This is a genomic window from Clostridium hominis (genome assembly GCF_014287825.1).
Classification (GTDB): Bacteria; Bacillota; Clostridia; order Clostridiales; family Clostridiaceae; genus Clostridium; species Clostridium hominis.
The window spans coordinates 25,614-39,233 of sequence record NZ_JACOOO010000015.1 but is presented as its reverse complement, the minus strand read 5'-3'; the positions used below and the strand labels follow the sequence as shown (position 1 = coordinate 39,233).

Annotated in this window: 18 protein-coding genes; 12 read left to right on the top strand and 6 right to left on the bottom strand. The window is 29.4% G+C overall.

Annotation, left to right across the window (positions count from 1 at the left end; all coding sequences use genetic code 11):
- Positions 1-39: 39 nt before the first annotated feature.
- The 6 genes from H8S20_RS07910 to H8S20_RS07885 all read right to left on the bottom strand — a co-directional run bounded on the left by H8S20_RS07910 (position 40) and on the right by H8S20_RS07885 (position 3,136).
- Positions 40-267, bottom strand: coding sequence for a hypothetical protein (locus tag H8S20_RS07910; protein ID WP_032117362.1), 228 nt, complete (start codon positions 265-267; stop codon positions 40-42).
- A 10-nt stretch (positions 268-277) separates the two neighbouring features.
- Positions 278-667 (bottom strand): SHOCT-like domain-containing protein, encoded by a 390-nt coding sequence (locus tag H8S20_RS07905; RefSeq protein ID WP_186859762.1) that lies wholly within the window; start codon positions 665-667, stop codon positions 278-280.
- Between the two features lie 16 nt (positions 668-683).
- Positions 684-1,046, bottom strand: a complete 363-nt coding sequence (locus H8S20_RS07900) for a DUF2089 domain-containing protein (RefSeq protein ID WP_032117364.1) — start codon at positions 1,044-1,046, stop codon at positions 684-686.
- A gap of 204 nt (positions 1,047-1,250) precedes the next feature.
- The gene (locus H8S20_RS07895) at positions 1,251-1,748 is read right to left on the bottom strand and encodes a hypothetical protein (RefSeq protein ID WP_186859761.1); all 498 of its coding nucleotides are present in this window, start codon (positions 1,746-1,748) and stop codon (positions 1,251-1,253) included.
- Between the two features lie 49 nt (positions 1,749-1,797).
- Positions 1,798-2,313, bottom strand: a complete 516-nt coding sequence (locus H8S20_RS07890) for a hypothetical protein (protein ID WP_186859760.1) — start codon at positions 2,311-2,313, stop codon at positions 1,798-1,800.
- 163 nt (positions 2,314-2,476) lie between these two features.
- Positions 2,477-3,136 (bottom strand): HAD family hydrolase, encoded by a 660-nt coding sequence (locus tag H8S20_RS07885; RefSeq protein WP_207725282.1) that lies wholly within the window; start codon positions 3,134-3,136, stop codon positions 2,477-2,479.
- Between the two features lie 212 nt (positions 3,137-3,348).
- Between H8S20_RS07885 and H8S20_RS07880 the strand changes: the two genes are divergently transcribed.
- The 12 genes from H8S20_RS07880 (at position 3,349) to H8S20_RS07825 (ending at position 13,472) form a co-directional block, all read left to right on the top strand.
- Positions 3,349-3,681 (top strand): hypothetical protein, encoded by a 333-nt coding sequence (locus tag H8S20_RS07880; RefSeq protein ID WP_186859759.1) that lies wholly within the window; start codon positions 3,349-3,351, stop codon positions 3,679-3,681.
- Between the two features lie 29 nt (positions 3,682-3,710).
- Positions 3,711-4,298 carry a lysozyme inhibitor LprI family protein gene (locus tag H8S20_RS07875; RefSeq protein WP_186859758.1) on the top strand — a complete coding sequence of 196 codons (588 nt, stop codon included), beginning with the start codon at positions 3,711-3,713 and terminating at the stop codon, positions 4,296-4,298.
- Positions 4,299-4,496: 198 nt separating this feature from the next.
- Positions 4,497-5,501, top strand: coding sequence for a polysaccharide deacetylase family protein (locus H8S20_RS07870; RefSeq protein WP_186859757.1), 1,005 nt, complete (start codon positions 4,497-4,499; stop codon positions 5,499-5,501).
- 163 nt (positions 5,502-5,664) lie between these two features.
- Positions 5,665-7,044: a permuted SH3 domain-containing protein gene (locus tag H8S20_RS07865; RefSeq protein ID WP_186859756.1), complete on the top strand. Its 1,380-nt coding sequence runs from the start codon at positions 5,665-5,667 to the stop codon at positions 7,042-7,044.
- A gap of 2 nt (positions 7,045-7,046) precedes the next feature.
- Positions 7,047-8,252 (top strand): ABC transporter permease, encoded by a 1,206-nt coding sequence (locus tag H8S20_RS07860; protein WP_186859755.1) that lies wholly within the window; start codon positions 7,047-7,049, stop codon positions 8,250-8,252.
- An 87-nt stretch (positions 8,253-8,339) separates the two neighbouring features.
- Entirely contained in the window at positions 8,340-8,486 is a 147-nt protein-coding gene (locus tag H8S20_RS07855) for a hypothetical protein (protein WP_186859754.1), read from the top strand.
- A gap of 96 nt (positions 8,487-8,582) precedes the next feature.
- The gene (locus H8S20_RS07850) at positions 8,583-8,846 is read left to right on the top strand and encodes a hypothetical protein (RefSeq protein WP_186859753.1); all 264 of its coding nucleotides are present in this window, start codon (positions 8,583-8,585) and stop codon (positions 8,844-8,846) included.
- Positions 8,847-8,848: 2 nt separating this feature from the next.
- Complete coding sequence (locus tag H8S20_RS07845; RefSeq protein WP_186859752.1) at positions 8,849-9,511, top strand: ABC transporter ATP-binding protein; 663 nt, start codon at positions 8,849-8,851, stop codon at positions 9,509-9,511.
- Positions 9,512-9,553: 42 nt separating this feature from the next.
- Complete coding sequence (locus H8S20_RS07840) at positions 9,554-10,240, top strand: response regulator transcription factor (protein ID WP_186859751.1); 687 nt, start codon at positions 9,554-9,556, stop codon at positions 10,238-10,240.
- A complete protein-coding gene (locus tag H8S20_RS07835; protein WP_186859750.1) occupies positions 10,230-11,351 on the top strand; it encodes a sensor histidine kinase in 1,122 nt (373 codons plus the stop codon). The genes H8S20_RS07840 and H8S20_RS07835 overlap by 11 nt, the downstream gene beginning before the upstream one ends.
- A gap of 267 nt (positions 11,352-11,618) precedes the next feature.
- Positions 11,619-12,557 carry a DUF4474 domain-containing protein gene (locus H8S20_RS07830; RefSeq protein ID WP_186859749.1) on the top strand — a complete coding sequence of 313 codons (939 nt, stop codon included), beginning with the start codon at positions 11,619-11,621 and terminating at the stop codon, positions 12,555-12,557.
- A gap of 9 nt (positions 12,558-12,566) precedes the next feature.
- Complete coding sequence (locus tag H8S20_RS07825; RefSeq protein ID WP_186859748.1) at positions 12,567-13,472, top strand: metallophosphoesterase; 906 nt, start codon at positions 12,567-12,569, stop codon at positions 13,470-13,472.
- Positions 13,473-13,620: the final 148 nt, after the last annotated feature.

Below are 13,620 nucleotides of genomic sequence, written 5' to 3'. Positions count from 1 at the left end.
TAAAGTCTAAAATATAGTTATAAATATTGATATTTATAACTATATTTTGACAAGGATATGCTCACCAGTATGAGATATAACTTCTACAATTTTTAATCCTTTATAATTCTTTAAAGTACCTTTTACTGATTTAAAAAGCTGTAAGGCTAACTTTTTTTCTTCAGTATTAAGAAATTTATTTGGGATGAATTTTATTGCTACACTTCCCATAGACAATGGGATTGGTAAAGTCAAATTAAAACCTTCACTTTTTATTGAAACTATCATTTAGAGACCTCTAATCTATAAATATTTTAACTATATCTCCTTCGCTGGAGCATATGTTTACTATTTCACCCATAACTTCATTATCTAAGCAAGACACTAGTGTATTCATTAGCGCATCTATATCAATTCCGTCCATACCTTCAATATATTTTGTTATTGGTAATTTACCAGATACCTTTAATATCTCTTTAACTATCTTAATTGGTAACTGTATATTGACTTTATCGCCTTCATTACTTAAAACGACAACTTTTAAAAATTTATCCTCATATCTTTTAGATACTATAGCTTCAGTATCTTTTGATGAATTTCCTAAAGCATCAATTAACTCTTTAGCTTTATCAGCAGAAACTTTACCTTCTTCAACCATTTTTAATATCATAAGAATTTCTTCATTCATAATAACACTCCTAAATTTAATCTTTTAATTTACTAATTGCTTCATCAACAGAAATATCTCCGTTTTTAAGGGAATCTAAAATGTCTTTATTATCTTGTTTAACTTTAGTTTCTCTTGCTGAATATCCTAAACTTTCAATAACTTCATCTAGTTTTGCTCTAACTGTTGGATAGGAAATGCCAAGTTCTTTTTCAACTTCTTTTATACTACCTCTACATTTAATGAAGGTTTCTACAAAATACAATTGATCAGTACTTAAATAATCAAACTTAGATAATTCAAATTCATTCTCTATAACAGTATTACAACTATTACATCTCAATCTTATTGCTTTTAGTTTATTAGAGCATACTGGACAACGACTTAATAACTTATACATAAATTACCTCCAAACTATAATATTAATTTACACCTTTTTTTATAAAGTGTAAAGAATAAAATTAAATAAATTAATAATAATATTTAAAATATTAATTTTAAAGTTAAAACGATATAATAAAATTAATGATAAAATTAATAAAATAAAAAAGAAACTATAAATCTAAATGAGATTTATAGTTTCTTTTTATTTTATTTAAAGGAATTAAGAGGCTAAATTTAATTCATTCTCTAAAGAGTTAGTTAGTATACTACCTTGAGACATATTGGTATATATACCATATAAGCTTTTATAATTTTGCTCTACATTATCAGTATTTAAATAATCTTTTAACTCTTCATATGATAATCGATAGTATCCAGATATTATTGATAAAATTAAATAATATTGTCTATCATTACTGCTAATAGTAGCATTTTGAACATTTTTTAGTGTTAAAGCTCTTAACTTGTTTAATTCATTAATTTCAGTATTTATAGTATTTAAAATATCATTAGATTTTTCATTTGCTAATTTATAATTAAAAGCTTTATTAAGATTAGAATTAAAATCTGATGATGTCTTTTTTAGCTCATTCATAATATTGATTACGTCAGGCGATGAATCTATATTTATATCGCTATATGCAGTAATTTGAAGGTTATTAAAAATAAATAAGCTTAATATTAATATATTTATTATATAGAATACTGTCTTTTTCATAGAAATATCCTTTCGTTTAACATTATTTCTAGACTTTATCTTTTGATGATTATAAGTTAGCGTTTTTTTCTATGGAGTTAAGAGTTGTAGAGCCTAAGGTATTATATTTAAAAAAATCCGCTAAGTATTTAATTTGCATAGCACTATCTTTAGTATTAAGTGCTATTCTAAGGGATTGATATGCAAGCTTATAATACCCTGTAGTTATAAGAATCTCTAAGGCAATACTTTGATCACTTGATGATATACCAGGGTTATTACTAAACATAAATAGATTCTCACGTAGACTATTTAAGTTAGCTATTTCGTAGTCTATTTGGTTTATTAAACTTTCTGGGTTTTGCTTTTTCATTAAAGAAGAATAAACACTTTCACCTAGATAATATAACTCGTTATAAAGTGGTTGTATCTTTTGTATATATCCTAATAATTCAGAGTTTGCAGTTGGACTTATTTTATTAATGTATGAACTATTAATAGAATAAAAGGCTGATGCTGGCTTTACAGGTAAAATTAATAAACATACTAAGACTATTGAAATCTTTTTATAAATAGTTTTACTCATTATATATTCTCCTAAGATTTATTAATATATATTATTCCACTTTTGGATTATATAATGTATTATTCTTTACTTTAGAGAATTAATAATATAAGTAACTTAAAAAATTGTAAAATCAAAAATTTTTTAAAATAATATAATAATCTATATAGAATATTATGAGAAATTAAAGTGTTAAAAGTAGTGATTTAAGTTCAGAAACATCTTTTACAATATAATCTGCACCACTACTAGATAATTCCTCATATGAACCATATCCATGTAAAACTCCTATTGATTCGATATTTAGAGCTTTTGCACCAATGATATCATGTTCTCTATCACCAATCATAATTATTTCTGACATATTATTTATCATTTGTTGTTCTAAGGCATAGCTAATTACATCAGCTTTTTTTGTCCTAGTATTATCAAGATTACTTCCACTAATAAAATCAAAGTATTTTTTTAGATTGAAATGTTCAAGGATTTTTTCAGCAAAGACTGTTGGCTTTGATGTAGCAATTATTAGAGATTTACCATCATTTTTTAATGCTATAAGCATATCTTCAAAGTTTTCATAAACTGTATTTTCGTAAAGTCCATTAGTTGAAAAGTATTCTCTATAGTAAGCAATAGCTTTTAATGCATCTTCTTCAGTAAAGTTATAGAAATTCATAAAGGAATCCTTTAATGGTGGACCAATAAATTTGCAAAGAGTATTTAAGTCTTCAACCTCGATTCCAAATTTATTTAATGCATATCTAACTGATTTTGTTATTCCTATCATTGGATCTGTAACAGTTCCATCTAAGTCAAATAATATATATTTTTTTATGATAATCATCCCCCTAAAAATATTTATAGATAATAAATTAGTATAAGTTTATCATAGATGTAGAGAGTTTTTAAGGTGATATTCAAGGTGGTATGGTAAATATTACTTTATATAAAATTATTTTTGAGTATAATTATATATGAAAATGTTTTAGTAGGTAGTATTTTTACAAGATTAGTGATAAAGAGAAAATAGTAAATTATTAATGGTAAAAATATAAAATGGATAACGGAGGCGATTTTATGATTTGTCCAGAATGCAATTCAAAGTTTAGATTAAGAGACAGAATAAAATCAATGGTAAAAAAGTATGGGGAAATAAAGTGTAGCAACTGCAAAAGTATATTTGTAGAAGAGAAATGTCATAAGGGTGTTAGTACATCAGTATGTATGGGGTTAACCGTACTATTATGTAGCACTGTTAATTTAGTAGTAAGTGGCTTGTTAAAGAATATGTTTATAGCTCTTTCTATAGTTATATTTGTAGCAGTGGTATTAGTTCCAAGTGTGATGTTTTTATCACAAAACTGGACAAGCTATGAAAAGATTAATTAATAATATTAAATTTTAAAGGGGTATAAATTATGAGAAAGTTATTTGTTTTTATAATGATTCTAAGTACAACTTTGTTTATAAGTTGTGGTAATAAAACTAATGATGGGGCTACAGAAAATAATAAAGGTAATAAAGCAGTAAGTTCTGAGCAAAATGAGAGTAATATTGGAGAAAATAATAATGTACAAGATAATACTGACTTAGAGAAAAAAGATGATATAGAGGAAAGTAATGAGCCTTTGGAAGAAGAGAGTGAAAGTAAGGTTCAATACTATTTAGATAAATATGCTAAGTTAGAAAAAGAACTAAAAGATTCCTTAGCAGAAAAATATAATGGAACAACACTTGATATGAGAGAAGCAGCAGGTATAGAGTATACTAGTTGGGATGACTTGCTTAATGAGGTTTATGGAGTTTTACAAGAACAATTATCTAAAGATGAAATGGACAAACTTAGAGCGGAACAAATTGAATGGTTAACAATAAGAGATTCAAAGGCCGAAGAAAGCGCAAAGGAATTTGAGGGCGGTACAATGGAACCCCTAGCGCATACAACAAGCCTTGGAGAAAGTACAAAAGAAAGATGTTATGAATTAATATCTAATTATATGAAGTAATAAAAAGCTATAAGACTGTAGAGAGGTCTTATAGCTTTTTCCATATAATATAAACTTTATTTTAGTTGCCATATAATAAATACATAATTAACAAAATTGAAATCTATTTGTAATATTTTTGTAACGATACTTTATTTAAGTGTATTGTATATTAAATGTACAAGCTACAAACTAATAAAAGTATATTGGGGAGATAAGATGAAAAGTTACGAATTAAAAGATAAAAATAGAAGAAATAGAAGATTACATATAAGACGAAAAAGAAGAAGGAAATTAATTAGGGGAATAACATCTATTGGTGTATTATTGATAATAATTTTTAGTGTTATTAATATTGCTTCAAGTAAAATAGATTATATTTTACAAACTACGAAGCCTAAAGAAGAGCATATTAAAGATGAAGATATAGAGGACAATCTAGAAGAAAATATAGAGGACAACTTATCAGACAGTAATTTCTTAGACAATAGTGGGTATTTAGATTTAAAGGATGATCCTTATGCAGATGATGCTGCTATGGTTGCTGAAAATACTAAAGATTTATTAACTGGAACTAAGACATATCCAGTAAGAACTGATGGTAAAAAGGTAGTTTACCTGACTTTTGATGATGGTCCATCTACAACTAACACCCCAGAAATATTGGACATCCTTGATAAATATAATGTTAAAGCAACATTTTTTGTTTTGGGACAATCAATAGAATCTAATGAAGAGGCTAGAAAAATACTAAAAGAGCAAGTTAAAAGAGGACATGCTATAGCAAATCATACTTATAGCCATGACTATTCATATTTATATCCTAATGGAACTATGAATGTAGATAACATAGTATCAGATATTGAGAAAAATAATGATCTTTTGAAAGAAGCGTTAGGTAAAGATTTTTATACAAGAGTTATTAGATTTCCAGGTGGGTATTGGTCATGGAATGGACGTGAGTCTATGAGAGATAAGATGATAGAAAAAGGGTATTGTAATATCGATTGGAATGCATTAAATGAAGATGCTGAAGGTAAAATAAAAAATGCAGAAGAGTTATTCCAGGTAACTAAAGATAATATAGAACGACTAGGAGAAGATGCAGATAGTATTGTAATCTTAATGCATGATACATATGGAAAAGAGGAGACAGTAAAAGCATTACCTCAAGTTATAGAATATTTACAAGCTAAGGGATATGAGTTTAGAACTATTAAGTAGGTAAATTAAATCTTCAAATGAAGCATATTAATGACTTATTTTTTATACTTATATTTTCTTTACATAAAATTTATACTGCTTAATATATAATGATGTCGTTGAATGAGGAGATTTCTCAGACGACATCTATTTTTATATATTGGGGAGGATATGGTATCGAATTATGATTAACATTACAAATAAAAAGAAGAGTATAGTGATATTAATAGCTATTGTAGTAAGTTTAGCTATGGTAGGATTCTTTTTTATTAAGAAAGATACAGCATCAAAAGAAGGAGATTTAGTAAGAGAAAGAGAATATGTTGCAAGCATAGGTGATATTACAGTTGGAATTGATGGATCAGGTGTAATAAAACTAAAGAGAGAAGAACAGACATTTAAAGAGGTTGCTGTATTCGGTAAATATTATGTTAAGGTCGGAGATGCAGTAAAAAAAGGAGATATTTTAGCTGAATTGTCAATGAAAGATTTAGAGGACAAGCAGTCAGAAATTAAGGATAGACTTAAAGAGGCTCAAAATGTCTTAAGCAAAGCAAAAAGTGATAAAGAGCTTTTTGAAGTAGAGGCAGATAAAAAGGTTAAAGATATCAGAGGAAATAGCGAAGCAGTATATAACAGCAAAACAAGTGAAATAAAAGGATTAATTGATAATCTTAATAATAAGATTTCTTCAATAGAAGATAAGATAGTAACCTTAAAACAGGAGAAAGAAAAACTAGAATCTGAGGCACAAAATGAAAATAATACTACGAGAATAGATAAAATAAACGAAGAGATATCAGCGTATCAAGAAGAAAGTAATAAGCTGAAATCGGACCTTGATATAGAAAAATCAGCTTTATCAGGACTAGAGACAGAGAGAGACAGAGAAGTAGCAAAAGAGAATGAAGATATAGAGTTATTAAAAAGACAAAATGAATCTCAGATAAAAAGTCTTCAAGGTGCTTTAGAAAGTGCACAGAATAGCTTTGATAAAATAAACAAAGAGCTTGAAGAGGTCAATAGCTTAATAGCTTCACCAAAACTTGAGGCAACTCTTGATGGGGTAGTATTAAGCACACCATATTTACCAGGAGAAACAATTTCAACAGCTAAGCCAGTTGTAGAAATAGGTGATATGACAAAGCCGGCCCTTACTTTATTTGTAGATTCAATAGATGTTATTGATATTTCTGAGGGGCAAGAAGTTAGTTTCTATGTGGATGCATACCCTGAAGATACATTTACTGGAAAGGTTGAATCACGTTCTTATGTACAAGATGAGAATAAAAAACTTGAAGTTAGGGTAACTGTAGATGAAAATGATGCTGAGTTATTAGAAGGTATGGGAGCATCGGCAACTATCATTATAAAACAGAAAAAAGATATTTTAACTTTATCTAATAAAGCTATAAAGTTAAAGGATAATAAGCAATTCGTAAAGGTGAGAAATGCAGAGGGGAAAGTTGAAGAACGAGAAATTACAACAGGGTTTTCAGATGGACGTATTAGTGAAATACTAAGTGGTCTAAATGATAAGGATGTTGTAATAAGTGAGGGATAGCAATGAAGAGTATTGAACTATTACGCATGGTATGGATAAATATGATGCAAAACAAATTCAAGGTAATATTAACCTCCCTTGGAATTATTGTTGGGACTATGACAATTGTTCTTGTTATTGCTATAGGACAAGGAGCTGAGCAGCAGGCAGCAGCACAATTTTCAGGATTATCTGCAGACACTATATATGTAAATTTAAATTATGCAGCAATGGGTGGAGAGTTTGATTTTACAAAGATTGAACGACTTACAGAGGAAAATTTAAATCAGATTAAAGAAGAAAGTACAGCATTAAGTGATATATATTTGCGGGCTGAAACAACTAAAGAGGTAGGTATTGGAAGGCAGAAAGAGTATCTATCTATTGTAGGAGTTACAGAGGGGTATGCAGATGTTTCAAATTTACTTTTTTCTATGGGCTCTGACTTTTCCATTGATGATTTAGAAGAAGGCACTAATGTAGCTGTAATAGGAAATGGTATAGTAGAGAAATATTTTACAAGTGAGGCAGATGCTCTTGGGCAAAAGATAAAAATCGGTGAAGATAGATATGAAATTATTGGAGTTCTTCAGCGTAATGAAGATGGTCTTCAAGGTATGAATCATGATAATAGCATATATATACCATATACAACAGTGAAGGAAAATAAAATATTAGATGATATGGTAATACCTCAAATTGTTGGAAAAGCAAAAAAACTTAATATGGTGAAACTTGCAATGAAGGAGATAGAGAGTACACTTGATTATTATTTGAATGATAGCGATTTATATATAGTTGAAGATGCAGGTAGCAGAATAGATGCTGCAACACAATCAGCGCGTACTATGAAATTATTGCTGGTTTCTGTAGCTACTATAGTATTGATAGTTGGTGGTATAGGTATAATGAATGTGCTATTTGTTACTATAAAGGAACGAACTAAGGAGATTGGAGTGTTAAAGGCCTTAGGAAGTACAAGCAAAGATATAATGTTACAGTTTTTACTGGAATCAGTTTCGATTGGAGTATTTGGTGGAGCTGTTGGGATAATTCTCAGTCTTGGTGCAATGAACTTTATGGTATATACAGATTTACCGATAGCTCAATCTATAGAAGGGAAGGTAATTGCATTTATATTTGCAGTTTTAACAAGTACAGTATTTGGATTTTATCCTGCGTATAAGGCTTCACAGTTAAGACCAGTAGAAGCCCTTAGTTATGAATAGGAAATTCCTTTAATTAAATAAGAATTATAGTAAATAGATATTAGATAAAATTTAATTTTAATTGGTAGTTAGGAAAGGAAGATAGTTATGAAGAAATTTTTATCAATTACACTTAGTATTTTAATGACATTTTTTATAACAGGCTGTGGAAGTAAACAAAAAGAGGCGCCTATGAACAATGATCCAGAAAATAGTAATATAACTAATATGGAGGACTATGAACTTTATTATTGAAAGATATCATCTGTTGCAGGGAATGAGATTGAAGTTAGCATTGCCAAAGACCCATATGAAAATTTAGAAGGACAAGATTCTCAAAATAATGATGATATGATAGATGGTTCGATGGCTATGACTACGTCAAGTGAAGCTACTTTAGCTGATGGAAATAATGAAGATCAAGGTGGAGCAAAAGATAGAATAGAGATGGAATACACAGGTGAAACTAAGAGCTTTACTATACCAGCAGGGGCAAAAATTACTGAAGGTCTTGGTCAAGAAGGAAAAATATCTTCATTGAAAAAAGGCTCTGTTATCATGATTCTTGCAAATAAGGAAAGTGGCGTTGTTGCTGACGTTACAATTATGGACTAGATATGATTACATTAAAAGATATAAATAAGTTCTATGTTATGGGAGAAAATAAATTACACGTCCTTAAAGATGTAAATCTTAATGTTGAAGATGGTGAATTTGTTACTATTCTCGGAGCTTCAGGCTCAGGAAAATCTACACTTATGAATATAATTGGATGTATGGATACTATGGATAGTGGTACCTATTCTATTGGAGATAAAGAAGTACACCTATGTAGTGATAATGAGTTGGCTAGAATAAGAAATGAAAAGATTGGTTTTATTTTTCAAAAGTATCATCTAATACCTCAATATAATGTATTGCAAAATGTATTGATGCCCTTATTAATTAGGGGAATGACAAGGAAAGAGGCAATTGATGTAGCGGAGGAAAATATAAAGATGGTAGGCTTATGGGATAGAATTCACCATAAACCCAATGAACTTTCAGGTGGTCAACAGCAAAGAGTAGCAATAGCACGAGCTCTTGTAACAAAGCCGGAAATACTTTTAGCCGATGAGCCTACTGGTGCCCTTGACTCAAAAACAGGAAAAGAAATATTAGAACTTTTCAGGGAGCTAAATGAAGCTGGAAACACAATTGTTCAAATAAGTCACGATATTAATGTAGCAAGGGCTGGTAAAAGAATTGTATATTTAGAAGATGGTATACTAAGAGAATAGACATTATATTTTATAACTTTTACATTAATATGGGGTGAAAAAATGCGGATTTTAATTGTGGAGGATGAGAGAACTCTTTGTGATTCTCTTGCAGAAGGTTTTAAGATTAATGGTTATGCGGTAGATACTTGCTTTGATGGTGAGTCTGCGGAAGAAAAAGCTTTTACTGAAGATTACGATATGATTATATTAGACTTAAATCTTCCTAAATTAGATGGGTTAGAGGTTTTAAAGAGAGTTAGAGAAGTGAATAAAAAGGTAAATATAATTATTTTAACAGCACGTGGAAACGTAGAGGATAAAGTTAGAGGTCTTGATTTAGGTGCAAATGATTATTTAACAAAGCCTTTTCATTTTGCAGAGCTTGATGCCCGTGTACGTTCTTTGCTAAGACGTAAAACTATTCAAGAAGATACTATAATTCATTGCGGAGAATTAAGCTTTGATACTCTATCAAGGAGTGCTTTGGTTGGGAATACACATATTCCGCTTACAAATAAGGAGACAGCTTTACTTGAATATCTTATTTTAAATAAAGGTATTGTTGTTACAGGACAGGAATTGCTAAATCATGTATGGGATGGAAATGTAGATGAATTTTCTAATTCTGTGCGGATGCATATTTCATCATTACGCAGGAAATTAAAAGCAAAACTCTGCTTTGATCCTATCCAGAATATTATTGGCAAAGGCTATATACTCAGAGAGGAGAAGTGGAATGAAAAATAAAAAGATGTCACTTCGTATAAAGCTGACATTTACATCTATTGTGATATTAACTTCTATGTGTATATTATTAACTATGACAGCAATTTATTCAGCAAGCGTTATAACAAATAGTATAAATAGTCTCTTACCTGGGGATTCTCAGTATATACAAGAACCAACTAATAGCTATGCTGCAGCTAGCACTACACAATCTACAGAAGCGGCAACAAAAACTTTTCGTATTAATAATATTACAGTTATGTTTATTTTAATAGTAGCTGGATCATATATGACTTATTATTTTTCAAGTAAAGCATTAAAGCCCCTTGAGAAGTTGAATGATGAGATTAATAAGATTAATATAAATAACTTAAATGTTAATATAGAATTACAAAATACAGGGAATGAGATAGATCAGTTAACCCAATCTTTTAACACTATGACTTCTAAACTTCATAATTCATATATACTTCAGAAAAACTTTTCTGCTAATGCCGCTCACGAGCTTCGAACGCCTTTGGCAGTTATTCAGACAAAGATAGATGTATTTAAGATGAAAAAGCGCTCTATGGAAGAATATGATGAGTTTTTAGCTACAATTGAAGAAAATACAGTACGACTTTCTGGAATAGTGAAGGGTCTACTTAATTTTACAAATGAACAAGTCGTGGATATGTCACAGCAGGTTAATATTAAGGAGATAGTTGAGGAAGTGCTATATGAACTAGAAGATGAAGCAATTAGGAATAATATAGATATATCATTAAAAGGTAATAATACTGTAGTGAATGGTAACGATGGATTGTTACAGCAAGCTATTTATAATTTAATAGAAAATGCAATTAAATATAATAATAAAGATGGAAAAATTGAAGTTGAAATATTACAAAAGGATAATACTATTATTTTAAGAGTTTCTGATACAGGAATAGGAATTCCAGATGAAATGAAAGAGAGAATTTTTCAGCCATTATTTCGAGTAGATGAATCAAGAAGTAGAGATATTGCTGGTAGTGGCCTCGGTCTTACTATTGTAAAAAATATAATTGAAAAGCATGGAGGGATAATTAGGGTAAAAGATAATATCCCTCAAGGGACATGTTTTGAAGTCATATTTAAAAACTTAAAATAAACTAATTAATAAATCAATTATTATATTTAATATAATTTACTAAAGATATAATGAAAATAATCATTAGTATTACTTATCCCGAATAATGGGGAATGTAATGCCAGGGGCTAAGTCAAGATGTTTAAATAAATATCTTGGCTTTTTTGATTTCTGCTAGTATAGTTTCATTATTTAAACTGGCTACAATAAGGAAATTATATCACCAATAATGTTACGGAGGAATAAAATATTGTAAAAATACATTTATATAAAGAGGTGATATATCATATGGATCAATCACTTATATTAGTAATTTGTATGGTAATTTCGGCAATAGTATTACTTCTACGTTGGTGGTGGAAACGCAGAAAATTAGCAATAGAAAAAGTAAAGGAAAGAACTGATGAACAAAAGTTAAAAGATATAAATGAAGCATTAAATTTATATGGTTTTTTATTCGATGTAGAGAAAGATATTGTTTATTCAAGCATGTACCCACCGCAGAGAAAGCTTGGATACTGTAAACTTTATGATGAATTAGCTCCCTCATTAAATATGATTATAGATTGTGAACCAATTTATTTTCAGTATGATGGGAGAAGGTGGCTTATTGAGTTTTGGAAAGGCCAATATGGTATGACAACTGGTGGTGAAGTTGGGGTATATGTAACGGACAAGGAGGATATTGATATACCAGGTGTTTTCACAGGGACTTTCTATGATAGCGTATCTGATTATGAACTTTTACAAATGCAATATATTTTAAAGAAGAATGGAAAGAAAATAATTAAAAGAGGAGAAAAGCACTGGTGGTTAACAGGATTTGATGTAGGAGTATTCTCTAAACCAGAGCAATTATCTTTAGAGATTCAAATCACTTTCCCATATTGGAATATGCAAAAAGCTTTTATTAGCGGTCTTGATTATGCCGGATATAAGGCTAATGATGTTACTATAGATGGTAGAATGGTAAAGATAGTTTTCAAAAGCCCTAAAACCAAGCAGCCACAGAAATACAATAAATTGATAGTAGCATTTATTCAAATACTCAATAGATTTTATTGTAATTTATTTAATTTGGTAACTAAAGATTTTACACGTACAATTGACAAGATTGATTTCTTACGAATTTATTATCCTATATTATTTAGACTTATTGCTAATAGCAATAGAAGTAAAAAAATAGAGAAGCTTTATGAAGATATACAAAAATCTTTAAAGGGGTAGGGGAATAGTATGAATAGAATAAAAACTCTATCAAAAGCTTATGAGGAAGCAACAGTTATTCCTTATGATTTAAATTCTAAGTTTGTTATGATGAGCGATTGTCATAGAGGGATTGGAAATTGGGGAGATAATTTTTTAGCTAATCAACATCTTTTTTGGGCAGCGTTAAATTACTATTATGAAGGAGGATTTACCTATATTGAATTAGGTGATGGTGATGAACTTTGGGAAAATAGAAATATGAAGGAGATTATTCAACTCCATAGTAATGCCTTTTGGTTGATGGCTGAATTTTATAATGAAAATAGGTTATATATGCTTTATGGAAATCATGATAAAGAAAAGAAAAACGAAAGATTATTTAGTCGGAATTGTACAGAGTATTACTGTGAGACTAGAAAAGAGGTTTGTCCTCTTTTTCCTTCAATGAAGGTTTATGAAGGATTAATTTTAGAAGATGAAGATAATGGCAATAGAATTTTTCTTACTCATGGAAATCAAGGAGATTTTATTAATGATAGCGCTTGGAGGTTAGGAAGGTTCTTAGTAAGATATTTTTGGAGAGTATTAGAGCTTTGGGGGATTAGGGATCCTACAAGAGCTGGCAAAAACTATAATAAAAAGAACAAAATTGAGAAAAGGTTAATGAAGTGGACAGAGGATGAAGATAAAATGTTGATAGCAGGTCATACACATAGACCTAGTTTCCCTAAAGTTGGAGAGCCAATGTATTTCAATGACGGAAGTTGCGTTCATCCAAGATGCATTACATCAATAGAGATTGAAAAAGGGGAAATTAGTTTAGTTAAATGGAGTATGATGACAAGACAAGATAGAAGCTTGTATGTAGAAAGAGAAGTACTAGAAGGACCAGTAAAGATAGATGATTTTTTCAAAGGTAGAGAACAAAAATAAGAGGTTAGTGAGACGGAACTGAAATTAAATAAGAGATACTTTAATATAAATAACTTTTTAGGTTTATTAAGAATTACTGAGAATTTTGATTTTCAGTAATTTTTTTGTTTAAAAAAATATAAAAAATAAATGTAAAACTTTAGAAGAT

Bases quoted from the DNA above. Each gene is read 5' to 3' on its own strand.
- H8S20_RS07910 (WP_032117362.1), bottom strand. From the start codon at position 267: ATGATAGTTTCAATAAAAAGTGAAGGTTTTAATTTGACTTTACCAATC.
- H8S20_RS07905 (WP_186859762.1), bottom strand. From the start codon at position 667: ATGAATGAAGAAATTCTTATGATATTAAAAATGGTTGAAGAAGGTAAA.
- H8S20_RS07900 (WP_032117364.1), bottom strand. From the start codon at position 1,046: ATGTATAAGTTATTAAGTCGTTGTCCAGTATGCTCTAATAAACTAAAA.
- H8S20_RS07895 (WP_186859761.1), bottom strand. From the start codon at position 1,748: ATGAAAAAGACAGTATTCTATATAATAAATATATTAATATTAAGCTTA.
- H8S20_RS07890 (WP_186859760.1), bottom strand. From the start codon at position 2,313: ATGAGTAAAACTATTTATAAAAAGATTTCAATAGTCTTAGTATGTTTA.
- H8S20_RS07885 (WP_207725282.1), bottom strand. From the start codon at position 3,136: ATGATTATCATAAAAAAATATATATTATTTGACTTAGATGGAACTGTT.
- H8S20_RS07880 (WP_186859759.1), top strand. From the start codon at position 3,349: ATGGATAACGGAGGCGATTTTATGATTTGTCCAGAATGCAATTCAAAG.
- H8S20_RS07875 (WP_186859758.1), top strand. From the start codon at position 3,711: ATGAGAAAGTTATTTGTTTTTATAATGATTCTAAGTACAACTTTGTTT.
- H8S20_RS07870 (WP_186859757.1), top strand. From the start codon at position 4,497: ATGAAAAGTTACGAATTAAAAGATAAAAATAGAAGAAATAGAAGATTA.
- H8S20_RS07865 (WP_186859756.1), top strand. From the start codon at position 5,665: ATGATTAACATTACAAATAAAAAGAAGAGTATAGTGATATTAATAGCT.
- H8S20_RS07860 (WP_186859755.1), top strand. From the start codon at position 7,047: ATGAAGAGTATTGAACTATTACGCATGGTATGGATAAATATGATGCAA.
- H8S20_RS07855 (WP_186859754.1), top strand. From the start codon at position 8,340: ATGAAGAAATTTTTATCAATTACACTTAGTATTTTAATGACATTTTTT.
- H8S20_RS07850 (WP_186859753.1), top strand. From the start codon at position 8,583: ATGATAGATGGTTCGATGGCTATGACTACGTCAAGTGAAGCTACTTTA.
- H8S20_RS07845 (WP_186859752.1), top strand. From the start codon at position 8,849: ATGATTACATTAAAAGATATAAATAAGTTCTATGTTATGGGAGAAAAT.
- H8S20_RS07840 (WP_186859751.1), top strand. From the start codon at position 9,554: ATGCGGATTTTAATTGTGGAGGATGAGAGAACTCTTTGTGATTCTCTT.
- H8S20_RS07835 (WP_186859750.1), top strand. From the start codon at position 10,230: ATGAAAAATAAAAAGATGTCACTTCGTATAAAGCTGACATTTACATCT.
- H8S20_RS07830 (WP_186859749.1), top strand. From the start codon at position 11,619: ATGGATCAATCACTTATATTAGTAATTTGTATGGTAATTTCGGCAATA.
- H8S20_RS07825 (WP_186859748.1), top strand. From the start codon at position 12,567: ATGAATAGAATAAAAACTCTATCAAAAGCTTATGAGGAAGCAACAGTT.